This window comes from Microbacterium sp. M4A5_1d, from assembly GCF_053345465.1.
Map to the genome: position 1 here is coordinate 67,453 of NZ_JBKFAD010000003.1, position 12,010 is coordinate 79,462.

A 12,010-nucleotide genomic window follows, 5' to 3' on the forward strand; every position below is an offset into this window, starting at 1 on the left:
GGCGGCGTCGCTGCCGTCCGCCCCGCTCGGGTCAGTCGGCTACCGAGATCCCCTTCGCCGTCATCTCGGCCACCATGCGCTCCTGCACCGCGGCATAGGCCTCGGTGAGCGGGGTGCCCGACTCGACGGCGGCGGCGACCTCGTCGAGCAGGCTGGCGTTCAGGGCGTCGACCAGCGGCGGCCACTGCCAGTCGCGCGCGACCTGCTCGTTCGACTCGGCGAACACGTCCCAGATGTCCTGGCCGCCGAAGAACTCGAACACCTCGGGGGCCGACTGGATCGAGGGGATCGAGTCGACGTCGGCGATCGCGGGCCAGCCGGCGCCGTTCTCGGTGAGCAGGCTCACGCTGTCGAGGTTGCTGTTGAGCCAGAGGGCGAATTCGGCCGCCTGCTCGGGGTGCGCCGACCCCTTCAGCACGACGTTCGCGGAACCGCCCGACCAGCTCGCCGAGCGGGGGTTCGCCGCGTCCCACTGCGGCATGAGTCCGACCGACCACAGCCCCGAGGTCTCGGGTGCGTTGTTGCGGATGATCGCGTCGGCCCACGAGCCACTCATCCACGACACAATGCGCCCGGCCTGCACGTCGGCGAACCACTCGCTCGACAGGTCGGCCTGAACCTTCACGAGGTCTTCGTCGATGAGGCGCTGCCAGTACTCGGCCATGCGAAGGGTGTCGGGGTTGTCGATCGCGACCTTCCAGGCATCGCCCTCGACCTGGAACCAGGGCTCGCCCGCCTGCTCGGCGAGGCCCTCCATCCAGGCGGCCTGGTTCGGCGCGAACGCCGCGATGTATCGGTCGGGCGCCGTCGCCCGCACCGCCACGGCGGCCGCGTAGAAGTCGTCCCAGGTCGCGGGGGCCTCGGTGATCCCCGCTTCGGCGAACACATCGGAGCGGTAGTAGAGCCCCATCGGCCCGGCCGCCTGCGGGATGCCGTACACCCGATCGTTGAACGTCGTCGCGCCGATCTGCCAGTCGGAGAAGACGTCGACCTCGTCGCCGACGTAGTCCGTGATGTCCTCGAGGGCGCCGTTGAGGAGGAACGTCGGCATCTGGTCGTAGCCGACCTGGGCGACATCCGCGGGGTTGCCGGCCTGGACATCCGAGAGCATCTTGGCGTAGCCGCCTTCGGCGCCCGAGACGATCGTCTGCAGCTCGACCTGGATGTCGTCGTGCTGCTCGTTGAAGAGATCGACGGCCTGGTCGATACCGGGCACCCAGGTCTGGAACGTGAGGGTGACCGGACCCTCGTCGGCCGGCGCGGAACAGGCCGCGAGCGGCGCGATGACGGCGACGGTGACCGCCAGCGGGAGAAGGCGACGGCCGCGGAGCCGCCGGGGTGGAGTAGACATCGATGCCCCTTTGCATGTGTGCGACAAGCTGCTCGGGTAGCAGCCGGATTTCACACGTTAGAACCGGCGAGAGCGCACGCACATAGCCGAATGAGCGTGCGCCCTGGACGATCCGCTGATCACGCCGCCCGGGGCAGACCTGCTCCGGGACGCCTCATAAGCGGCTTTCATACGGTGAGAAGAACGAAGGGAGCAGGGATGCCGGAGGAAGTCGTCTCGGACGAAGCGCGGGTCACCATCAGCGGCGGCGAGCTGCGGGGCTCGCGGACGAACGGGGTCGACCGCTACCTCGGCATCCCGTACGCGAAACCGCCCGTCGGCGAGCGCCGCTTCCGGGTCGCCGAGCCGGTCGATCCGTGGGTCGGCGAGCGCGACGCGACACGGTTCGGCCCCACGGCGCCGCAGACCCCGTACGCGGGCGAGCTCGGCGAGCTGCTCACGGTGCCGACGATCGACGGCGACGACATCCTCACCGTCAACGTGTGGGCACCGGTGGGAGCGACGGACGCCCCCGTCGTGCTGTGGCTGCACGGCGGCGCTCTCGAACGCGGCGCCGCCGCGCAGACGATCTACGACGGCACCACCTTCGCCCGGGACGGCATCGTCTTCGTCTCGGCGAACTACCGCCTCGGTGTCGAAGGATTCAGCGTGCTCGACGACGTTCCCCTCAACCTCGGGCTGCGGGATGCCGCCGCCGCGTTGCGCTGGGTCAGCGACGAGATCCACGCGTTCGGCGGCGATTCGGCACGCATAACGCTCATGGGCGAGTCCGCCGGTGGCGCCCTCGTCGCCGCGCTGGTGAGCGATGCGGGCTCGCGCGCTCTCGTCTCGGGCGCCATCATCCAGTCGGGCCCGCTCGAAGCCGTCGAGCCCGACAAGGAGCGCCGGGCGTCGGACGCGATCGCCCGCGAGCTGGGCATCCCGACGACACGCGAAGCGTTCGCCGCCACGGGCACCGCCGATCTGCTGCGCGCGCGATCACGGGCCTCGGCCGGTTCGAGCCCGCTGCGCGGCGCGCCGGGGTTCGTCCTCGCCCTCGACGAGGAGTCGCTGCCCGAGGTGCCCGAGGTCGCGCTGACGTCGGCGGATCTGCCCGTCATGATCGGGACCAACACCGACGAGTACCGCCTGTGGCTGACCCCCGACGCGATCGCCCGGATCGGGCGGCTGAAGGCGTGGGGGGCCCGGCGCGCGATGGGGGTGTCCGAGCGGGCGGCCCGGTCCGTCGCACGCGCGTTCCCCGGCGCATCGCCCGGTGAGGTTCTGGGGCAGCTCCTCACCGACCGGCTGCTGCGCGCCCCCGCGACGCGCGTCGCCCGCGCGCGCACCGCTCCGACGTTCGTCTACGAGTTCGCCTGGCGCAGCCCGGTTCGGGGTCTGGATGCCGCGCACGCGCTCGAGATCGGCTTCGCCTTCGACCGGCTCAGCGACCCCGAGGCGCTGCTGCTCGCGGGACCGGACGCCCCGGCCGATCTCGCGCGCGACATGCACGCGGCGTGGGTCGCCTTCATCCGCGCGGGCGACCCCGGCTGGCCGCAGTTCTCACCGTCGCGCATGACGCGCATTTGGGATGCCGCGACCCGCGACCTTCCGCAGCGACGCGCCGAAGTCATCGACGCTCTGAGCTGACCCGGGCATACGCGAAATCCGCCGCGTCGGCTAGGGCCTCTCGCCAATTCGTCGTCGGTGCGAGAGTTTCGTCCGGACCTCTCGCACCGACGAACGGAGCCGTCATGACGGACGCCAACACCTCACCTGCCACGGGCGACGACGCTGCCGTCGACGATGCCGCCGTCGTCGACGCGCAGACGCCCGCCCCGGAAGCATCCGAGAACGCATCGGGCGTCACGCGCGCCGCGTCGCGCGTCGTGCATGGCGTCGCTGATGCAGGCAAGGGCGCCATCCACAAGGTGCAGGATGCCGCGAAGGATGCGCTTCCCGACGCCGTTCCCGACGTCGCAGACAAGATCGTCGACGCCGCGGCCGGCTTCGCCACCGCCCGAATCGATCAGAACGTCAAGATCGTCGACGGCGCGCTGACGCTCACCCGCCGCACCGGCAAGGCCGCGCGCATCGCTGCCGTCATCGGTGTCGTCGCCGTCATCGCGCTGCTCATCGCCCGCCGCTCGTAACGGGATCGAAGCGCGCTCCCCCGCGCTCACCGCGCATCGAGAGCATCATCGCGAGGGCGATCCAGCCGATGAGCGGTAGGACGATCAGAAAGAACCACACGCCGCTGCGGTTCGTATCGTGCAGGCGACGCCAGGTGACGGCCAGCATCGGCAGCAGGGTGGCCAGCGAGAAGACGAGCACGATCACGTCGGGGACGTTCTGCACGACACGAGTGTCGATGGGCCGCCAGTCGCCTGTCGTGAGACCGTTGACCACCTGGACCACGATCGGGAACAGGACGATCACGAGCATCGGCCACCAGAACTCCGCCCGGCTCGCGCGTCCGCGGAAGGTCGAGTAGTTCTGCATCCACCGCCGCAGCGCCGCGAGCGGCGGTGCACCGACATAGGGCCGGGTGAGCGGAGGTTCAGTCAGACGGTTCGGTCGGGGAGTCGCTTCACTCGTCATGCCGTGAGCCTACGGGGCGCCCTCACGCGGGCGCCTACCGGAACACGCGCCCGATCGACGCACCGGTCTGCGAGATCTGCAGCCAGATCGCAAAGCTGTACAGCGGTCGCATGACCCACCGCAGCAGCGGGATTCCTCGCCGCGAACTCGTGCGCTCCCACGCGTGCCGGATCAGCAGGCGGGTACCGCCGGCCGCGGGCTCCAGCTCGATCCGCATCCGGCGCTTGTTCGACGTCGGCGAGTCGGGCCAGGTCGTGATCCACTCGATCGCCGTCGTGGGCTCGCTGTCGACGAGTTCGATGCGGGCGCGCCGACGCTCGGGGTTGATGCGCTGCGGCTTGCCGTTCGGCGCCGTCTCGAGCGCGTACGCGGTCCATGTGGCTCCCGGCGCGGCGTCGTCGGGCAGATCGTCGACCCGGCCGAACAGGAGGTCCCATTCCGGCATCCGGGCGGGGTCGTTGAGCAGCGCCCACACGTCTGTCACTGCAGCGGGGACATGCACTGCGCCGGCGCCCGAGAGCGACCGGCCGTTGTCGGCGGCGCGAGTCGGCAGCGCGGGGTAACGCTCAGCCTGATCCAGAAGCTCGCGCACCTGCTGCGGGCTCGTGTCGAGGCGCTGAAGAATCGCCTCGATGAGCCCGCTGCCCTCGTCGACCAGCTCGCGCAGCACCGCGGCGGCATCACCACGCTTGCCTCCCTGACCCGCGCGTCGGAGCACGTCGAGGGCGCGATCGTTCCACGCGAACTCCCCACGCTCGTGATACGTGATGCGGCCGGGACCGGGCATGGCGGCCTGCACTCCGAGTGACGCGAGCTGATCGGCGTGCTGCTGCTCGACTGCCGCGCGCGTGCGCTCTAGGTCGGCGCCGAGCGCGCGCAGAACCTCGCCGGCCACCTGCTCGTTGATCGTCAGGGCCAGCAGAAGGTGGTCGATGTCACCGCTCTGCTCGCCGAGTCGAGATGCCTCCTCGGCACCGGCGAGGGACAGGTCGTACATCGTCGCGGTCGCTACCGTCAGCTTGCTCATCGGGTTCTCCTGGGGACGTCGATGGTCGGATCGATCCGTTTGGCGTACTTCTTGTGCACGGCCTGGCGCGAGACGCCGAGCGCGTCGGCGATCTCTTGCCAGCTCATGCCCGCGCGCAGGCCCGCCTCGACCTGCGCCAGCTCGAGGCGCTCGGTGAGAGAGCGCAGCGACGCGATCGCGCGCAGACCCGCACGTGGATCACGCGTGTCTGCGGCGACGCCGGCGATCTGGGTGGATTCCATATAAGCAACCTAGGTTGCTGAAGGGCTCCTTGTCAACCTTGGTTGCCAGCCGAGGGCTGCGTCGGACTACAGCCCACCGCGGATGATGACGACGCTGTCACTGATCTGCTCTCGGCCCGGGCGGCTCTCGGCATCCGGCAGGTAGCGGAAGTCGCCTACCTCGATGGTGGGCCCTCCCGTGATGATCGTCCCGAGTCCGCCTCCCGAGGAGCACGCCTTGTTCTCGAAGCCACCGTCGCGGAGCTGAATGAGGCAGATCTCGTCGTCCTGGCCCTTCGCAAGGAACAGCTCGACCCCGTCCACCTCGCCGACGAAGCGCGTCGTGTCGGACGCAATGCCCTCGATCGCCCGCTCGTCGGCGACGACGTCGCGGTCGGTCTGCTCGGTCGCAAACTCAGGCAGATCGCCTGCCGAGCAGCCGGCGAGCAGCAGGATCGGTGCGGCCACGAGCAGTGCTTTCATCAGCGATCGCATGCCTTGCACCCTATCGAGAGGGATGTCGCGGCTCAGGCCTCGGTGACGCGGCCACCCTCGACGTGCCAGCGTCGGTTCGTGCTCACGGCATCCAGCATCCGCCGGTCGTGGGTGACGAGCAGCAGCGTGCCGTCGTACGACTCGATCGCCTGCTCGAGCTGCTCGATCGCGGGCAGGTCGAGGTGGTTGGTCGGCTCGTCGAGCACCAGGACGTTCACGCCGCGCGCCTGCAGCAGCGCGAGACCGGCGCGGGTGCGCTCCCCCGGCGACAGCTCGTCGACCGGGCGCAGCACGTGATCGGCATTGAGACCGAACTTCGCCAGCAGCGTCCGCACCTCGCCGGAAGCCATCTCGGGCACGAGCGCCTCGAAGGCGTCGGCCAGCGGGCGCGAGCCCACGAGCAGCGAGCGGGCCTGGTCGATCTCGCCGATGCTCACGCTCGACCCGAGTCCGGCCGATCCCTCGTCCGGAGTCTGGCGACCGAGGATCGTGCGCAGCAGCGTCGACTTGCCGGCACCGTTCGGCCCGGTGATGCCGATGCGGTCACCGGCGTTGACCTGAAGCGAGACCGGTCCGAGCGTGAACGCCCCCTGCCGGACGACCGCGCCGTTGAGCGTCGAGACGACGGAACTCGATCGCGGCGCGGCACCGATCGTGAATTCGAGCTGCCACTCCTTGCGGGGCTCCTCGACCTCTTCGAGCCGGGCGATACGGCTCTCCATCTGGCGCACCTTCTGCGCCTGCTTCTCGCTCGACTCCGTCGCGGCCTTGCGCCGGATCTTGTCGTTGTCGGGATTCTTCTTCATCGCGTTGCGGACGCCCTGGCTCGACCACTCCCGCTGCACCCGAGCACGAGCGACGAGATCGGCCTTCTTCCCCGCGAACTCGTCGTACTTCTCGCGCGCGTGACGGCGCACGGTCGCCCGCTCTTCGAGGTAGGCGTCGTAGCCGCCGCCGTAGATGCGGTGCGAGTTCTGCGCGAGGTCGAGCTCGAGCACGCGGGTGACGCTGCGCGCGAGGAACTCACGGTCGTGGCTGACCAGCACGACTCCCCCGCGCAGGCCGCTCACGAACGTTTCGAGGCGCTCGAGCCCGTCGAGGTCGAGGTCGTTCGTGGGCTCGTCGAGCAGCACGATGTCGAAGCGCGACAGCAGCAGGGCCGCGAGCCCGACGCGCGCCGCCTGACCGCCCGAGAGGGATGTCATGAGGATGCCGTCGGCGTCGAGCTCGAGCCCGAGGTCGGCGAGCACGATCGGCAGGCGCTCGTCGAGGTCGGCTGCACCGCTCGCGAGCCAGCGCTCGAGGGCCGTGGCGTACCGGTCGTCCGCGCCGGGGATCGAGGGATCGCCGAGGTCGGATGCCGCGGCATCCATCTCCGCCGTCGCCTCCGCGCATCCGGTACGACGGGCGATGTACGCGGCGACGGTCTCACCCTCGACGCGCTCGTGCTCCTGCGGCAGCCAGCCGACGAACGCGTCGGCGGGCGCGAGGCTCACGGTTCCCGCCTGGGGTGCGTCACGCCCGGCGAGGATGCGCAGCAGCGTGGACTTGCCGGCGCCGTTGGCCCCGACGATCCCGACGACGTCACCCGGACTGACGGTGAGATCGACGCCCTCGAAGAGTGTGCGGTGGCCGTATCCGCCGGCGAGGCCCTGAGCGACGAGAGTTGCGGTCACCGGACGATTCTTCCATCTGGCGGGATGGGCGCCGGATCGGTGCGGGCTGACCGGTGGGCGTCTAGCCCTCGCCGAGCGCCGCGTCGCGGTCTCTGCGCCAGGTGACGAGGTAGGGATAGGCGGTGTTCAGATCGTGGGCGCGGCGAGCGGCACGGACTGCGGGGGCGAGCAGGTCCGCGTCGCTGCGCTCGTACGAGTGACCGAAGGGCAGAGGGAACCGCGACCGAAAGTGGTCCATCCACAGCAGCACGAGGTCGCCGTCGTGGGCGAGGACCCCGCTCGAGAACGAGCCGCGCTCGTGGCGGACGATGTCCCAGCCGCCGTCCGTCCGCGGAATCGCGGAGAAGTCAGGGTCACCCATCCACCGCCACGCATCGCGGTGGCGGACCGGTGCGCCGATGCGACCCGCGAGGGCTGCGGCGAGGGCGTCGGGGGTCCAGGGCGCGGGGAAGAACGATGAGAGGCTCGCGATCAGCGCGAGCGGGCTGAGGAGTCCGGCATCCGCACTCCTGCGCTCAGCGGCGAGAGCTTCATTGAGGATGACCGTGTTCGTCGCAGGCGCTCCGGGATCGAGCATGGCGAGGTACAGCTGCAACATGTCGAGGTACCGCCGGTGGTCGGCGGCCGTCGCGAACGGCGGAAGCGGGATGTCGGCGACGGGCTCGCGCCCTGCGGGAACGTCAGCGTCGAGGAACTGTTCCATGCGGACAGTTTGGCGCAGAGCGGTGCGGGTGCTGACGAGGTGGGATGCGGCTGGCTTTCATCTGTCAGCACGAGAGTGAATGGCTAGCATCGGCATCAATCGCCTCCCGTCGTCGGCTCGCCCGCCGAGGCGCGTGAGAAAGGCCGCCGCCGAATCTGAGGTCCGTACGCCGTAGGTCCGTCAGCCCCGGCTTCGTCGTCGGAGCACTCGTGTACGTCGCGATCGTCGTGACGTTCGTGATCCTCGGGGCCACCAATTTCGGTCGCGGAAACGACGATGAACCGCCGGTCCTGCCGTCAGACTTCCCGCGCCCGACCGTTACCGGGACCCTCGGCCCCTGAGAACGGCCGCGCTGGCCTCTCGCGAGGGGAATCCCGGCGCTACGGACGAACCCGGGCCCCGCGTCCGTCGAAGACGACGACATCGTCGTGCTGCAGCTGGCGTCCGCGGCGGCGGTCGACCTCGCCATTGACCGTGACGAAGCCATCGATGATGGCTTCCTTCACATCGCCGCCCGAGTCGAGCAGGCCCGCGAACTTCATGAACTGTCCGAGGCGGATGCCGTCGCTCCCGATCGAGACGTCGATGATGCGGGGAGTTTCAGCCATGCGGAAATGCTAGCCGAGCACTACGGGCGCAGGACCAGGATGTCGCCGGGCTGGATCTCCACCGGGGACATGAACTTGCCGTTGTACCCCATCACCGTGATGTAGTCGATGCACAAGCGATCACCGATGCCCCAGGCCGTGTCGCCGGACGCCACCGTGTAGGTTGAGATCTCGCCCTCATCGTTCAGCCCCCCCTCGCCAGATGCGTAGGTTGTCGGACCGAGGTCGGTGATCGTGCCGCCCAGCCGCGCCGCGGGATTCCACGCGTCGTAGGGATTGATCATGGCCCACGTCGGGCAGTCGCCGGGACCCTTGGCGCGGACGCTGACTCCGCCGTCGATGTCCTGGTATTCGGCCGTGCCGCCCTGACCGTCGAGCGGTGTGGTAATCTCCGCCACGGCGTCCGACGGTGGGCTCACGGACGGCGACGCTGTCGACCCGACGTTCGCGTCAGAGTCCGCGGTCAACGAGTCGGTGAGTCCTGAAACGGCCGGCATAGCCAATGCGAGAAGACCAGCGACCGCGAGCCCGGCGGCGCCCAGCAGAATTCCCTCGCGTTTGTTCATTGCTGAGGAGGCTATCGGACACTCCACTTTCCCGCACCGACTCGAGAACGGCCCTCCGGCCTTTCATGCAACACGGAAAGTGCTGTGGGACTATGCGACCACGCTCGTCGTCATCGTCCTGTCCCTGCATCTCGCCAGCGGAAGCCAGCAGAGTTCATGCTCGCGGCGGCTATCGGCACGGCAGCGCTCGCTGAGATCGCGGCGGCGGTCGCGGTCAGTACATCTCACCGCGTGCGGACACTCGCGTCGGCCAAGTCCGCACCGCCACGCCTCACCGCAACGAAACTGATGGCTGGTAGATAGGAAGGGGAAGGGCCGGGGCGCTTCGGACATCGGAAACCAGTTCGTCTCGGTGCCGCCTTGCTCGGTCCGCTCGATCGTCTTGGCGCCTAGGAACAAGCGTCGCATACGCATTCGGATAGAGGTGCGCCAACACCGAGGCAAAGTCGGGCTCAACTGCAGCACAGTACCGGTACTGACCGGCAAGCCGAGTGACCAGGTGTTGCTCCCGCTCCTCAAGCTTCGCCGCATGACCCCCGATGCCAAACTTCTCGATGTAATAGAACTCTTGCCGCAGCCTCGCCTTGAGACGCTTGCGCACCCGTGCGTGCGAACGATCCTCCACCGACAAACCCGTGACGAACATCGGTTGGCCGCGTTTGAAAGATCTCGTCTTGAGATTGTTCAGCTCGAAGCCAGCAGATACGACAGCAGTCGCAACTTCATCCTCAACATCGAACCAGGCATGCTGCGAGCTGAACGTCATGTCATCTGCGTATCGCGTGTAAGTCAAACCACGATCGACAGCCAGGGATGCAAGGCGGTCATCCAACTCCATCAGTACGATGTTTGAGATTCGAGGGCTCGTTCTCGCCCCGAGCGGCAGGCGCATTCTTCGACAAGTGAGCCTTGACAGCAGGTTCGCGGCCTCCCTGCCGAAGCCCAGCAGGACGAGCGCATCGGAGATCTGGACCGAGGTCGTGCTCGCGAAAAAGCTCTTGATGTCGAACTTCTGCAGAAACTGAGCACCAACATGCTGCGCGGCATTGGTGAGCGTGGACCTCCGAGCCACATACCCGTTGGGCGCCGGCCCCATCGACAGGTCGACGGGAAACAAGATAGTGCTTATCCGCCGATGCACGGCGTCGAGCTCCGACACGGGGACCGCGACCAACCTGCGCTTGCCTCGTATAACCATCGAGTACGTGTCATAGGCGCTAGCATCGTCGCACGACTCAGCCAGCCGCTCGAGCCGAGCAACATCCCGCCCGAGAGGCGCAGTGAGCGATGCCACGCTCGGGTGGACTTGAAACTCGAAGATCGGGTGCAGGGGTGCCATAGTCGCTCACTGATCACATGGTCGCGAGGGTGACTCACCCCCAGAACTCGACACCCCTGCTCTTACACAATAGGGTGTCGCGAGCCGCCCAGGTGGCGATCATCGTCGAAATCGAGAAGATACGCCAGGTTCCTTCCCAGGGAGAGGTAGCGGTTCGTCTCGAAGTCGCGGGCTCGACCACTGAGATGAACTCTAGTGATCCCCAAAGCATAGTCGGTGACAGCCAAGCAGGGAGCCAACTTTGTGCCGACGTAGGCCCTAGCCTCGCGCAGGCCGACCGAGCTTAGCAGAACACGCCAAAGTCGTCCATAGAGCGAGTCCATGGCGGAGTTCTCTTCGAAAACCACTGTCAAGGAAGCGTCGCGGTAACGTGCTAGCACGCTTTGGAGCAAAGTCCCATACATCGCCACTAGGCGATCTGTAAGAGGCTGATCGAGATCGTTTCGCGCGTATGCCACGTATGCTCGGAACTCGAGGCCGCCTAGCGCGTCCAGCAGAACCTGGCGAACTGACTCGCTGTCTTCCGTGAAGTGGAAACCAGTCTCCGCAAACTTGCGCCGTCGCACCTCGTCGGGCCAGATCGTCGAGTCACCCAACGCGGTCTCGTACGCAGCCCTGATAATCGACTCCGCCGCCGCGACGTCGCGAAACGCGGTGGCGCCGATGAGCGTAGTGCGATCGTTGCGCGACGTGCCTGACTCGTCAAGAAACAGGTGTACGCGCTCAGCCGGGAGAGTTTGAGCGATGGCGGTCACGTTGCGAGCATATGCGCGATGCGGTCACGCAACCACATCCCTGCTGAGCCATCATGTGTACGCGCTTCAGCCCGAGGCCCGCGAGCACGATCGACGGACGCTCGTCGAGGTTGGCGGCACCGCCGGTGAGCCAGCGTTCGGTCGCGGTGTCGCACCGGTCGTCGGCACCGTAGGTCGGGGCCCGCCTACCCAGGTCGGATGCCGCGGCATCCGACCACCACAGTCGCCACGCGCATCCGGCGCGGCACGCGATGCGCGCGGCGACGGTCTCGCGCTCGACGTGCTCGTACTGTTGACCCGGGCGGCCACAGGCCGCTTCGAGGAGACCAGGCTCGCGTTCCCGTCTGAGGGGCGTCGCTTCCGGCGCACTGCGGATGACCGCCAACTTTCCGATGCCGGTGGCTACGGGCGAAGCCGACGACCGCGCCCGGCCCTCTCCAACGGCCGATTAACGGGTGATTGTTCGGGACGTCCCAGCTTGCCGAGGCCGCATGCGTTCGCCCCTTACCCCGCAACCCCAGCGCCAGGACCCCAGATATGCCTGAATCCCACGTCAACACTCCGGGCACCATTTCGGTCCTCGAGCTGGACGTCCCACTCCCTTACCGACGACCGTGAATCACGAACATCCATTGGGCGCATCCTCAGCCGAGGAACGCAGGAGCACAAACGCACAGAATCACACAGTC

General features: G+C 68.0%; 14 protein-coding genes. 2 read left to right on the forward strand and 12 right to left on the reverse strand.

Annotation, left to right across the window (positions count from 1 at the left end):
• Positions 1-31: 31 nt before the first annotated feature.
• The gene (locus ACLBWJ_RS12105) at positions 32-1,351 is read right to left on the reverse strand and encodes an ABC transporter substrate-binding protein (RefSeq protein ID WP_354450378.1); all 1,320 of its coding nucleotides are present in this window, start codon (positions 1,349-1,351) and stop codon (positions 32-34) included.
• A 198-nt stretch (positions 1,352-1,549) separates the two neighbouring features.
• Between ACLBWJ_RS12105 and ACLBWJ_RS12110 the strand changes: the two genes are divergently transcribed.
• On the forward strand, positions 1,550-2,980 hold the full coding sequence (locus tag ACLBWJ_RS12110) for a carboxylesterase/lipase family protein (RefSeq protein ID WP_447660386.1): 1,431 nt from the start codon (positions 1,550-1,552) through the stop codon (positions 2,978-2,980).
• Between the two features lie 104 nt (positions 2,981-3,084).
• Positions 3,085-3,483, forward strand: coding sequence for a hypothetical protein (locus tag ACLBWJ_RS12115; RefSeq protein ID WP_447660387.1), 399 nt, complete (start codon positions 3,085-3,087; stop codon positions 3,481-3,483).
• Here the strand turns inward: ACLBWJ_RS12115 and ACLBWJ_RS12120 are convergent.
• The 11 genes from ACLBWJ_RS12120 to ACLBWJ_RS12170 form a co-directional block, all read right to left on the reverse strand.
• A complete protein-coding gene (locus ACLBWJ_RS12120; protein ID WP_447660388.1) occupies positions 3,464-3,931 on the reverse strand; it encodes a DUF805 domain-containing protein in 468 nt (155 codons plus the stop codon). The two genes, ACLBWJ_RS12115 and ACLBWJ_RS12120, sit on opposite strands and share 20 nt — an antisense overlap.
• A gap of 34 nt (positions 3,932-3,965) precedes the next feature.
• On the reverse strand, positions 3,966-4,958 hold the full coding sequence (locus tag ACLBWJ_RS12125) for a Clp protease N-terminal domain-containing protein (protein ID WP_447660389.1): 993 nt from the start codon (positions 4,956-4,958) through the stop codon (positions 3,966-3,968).
• Positions 4,955-5,200: a helix-turn-helix domain-containing protein gene (locus tag ACLBWJ_RS12130; protein ID WP_064954960.1), complete on the reverse strand. Its 246-nt coding sequence runs from the start codon at positions 5,198-5,200 to the stop codon at positions 4,955-4,957. The genes ACLBWJ_RS12125 and ACLBWJ_RS12130 overlap by 4 nt, the downstream gene beginning before the upstream one ends.
• A gap of 66 nt (positions 5,201-5,266) precedes the next feature.
• Positions 5,267-5,674, reverse strand: coding sequence for a hypothetical protein (locus tag ACLBWJ_RS12135; RefSeq protein WP_447660390.1), 408 nt, complete (start codon positions 5,672-5,674; stop codon positions 5,267-5,269).
• 32 nt (positions 5,675-5,706) lie between these two features.
• The gene (locus ACLBWJ_RS12140; protein WP_447660391.1) at positions 5,707-7,350 is read right to left on the reverse strand and encodes an ABC-F family ATP-binding cassette domain-containing protein; all 1,644 of its coding nucleotides are present in this window, start codon (positions 7,348-7,350) and stop codon (positions 5,707-5,709) included.
• A gap of 61 nt (positions 7,351-7,411) precedes the next feature.
• On the reverse strand, positions 7,412-8,053 hold the full coding sequence (locus tag ACLBWJ_RS12145; protein WP_447660392.1) for a hypothetical protein: 642 nt from the start codon (positions 8,051-8,053) through the stop codon (positions 7,412-7,414).
• A gap of 380 nt (positions 8,054-8,433) precedes the next feature.
• Complete coding sequence (locus ACLBWJ_RS12150) at positions 8,434-8,661, reverse strand: RNA-binding S4 domain-containing protein (protein WP_023954721.1); 228 nt, start codon at positions 8,659-8,661, stop codon at positions 8,434-8,436.
• 20 nt (positions 8,662-8,681) lie between these two features.
• A complete protein-coding gene (locus tag ACLBWJ_RS12155; RefSeq protein WP_447660393.1) occupies positions 8,682-9,227 on the reverse strand; it encodes a LysM peptidoglycan-binding domain-containing protein in 546 nt (181 codons plus the stop codon).
• 271 nt (positions 9,228-9,498) lie between these two features.
• On the reverse strand, positions 9,499-10,566 hold the full coding sequence (locus ACLBWJ_RS12160) for a reverse transcriptase family protein (RefSeq protein WP_447660394.1): 1,068 nt from the start codon (positions 10,564-10,566) through the stop codon (positions 9,499-9,501).
• A gap of 62 nt (positions 10,567-10,628) precedes the next feature.
• On the reverse strand, positions 10,629-11,321 hold the full coding sequence (locus ACLBWJ_RS12165) for a hypothetical protein (RefSeq protein WP_447660395.1): 693 nt from the start codon (positions 11,319-11,321) through the stop codon (positions 10,629-10,631).
• Positions 11,290-11,706 (reverse strand): hypothetical protein, encoded by a 417-nt coding sequence (locus ACLBWJ_RS12170; RefSeq protein WP_447660396.1) that lies wholly within the window; start codon positions 11,704-11,706, stop codon positions 11,290-11,292. Before ACLBWJ_RS12170 ends, ACLBWJ_RS12165 begins: the two co-directional genes overlap by 32 nt.
• Positions 11,707-12,010: the final 304 nt, after the last annotated feature.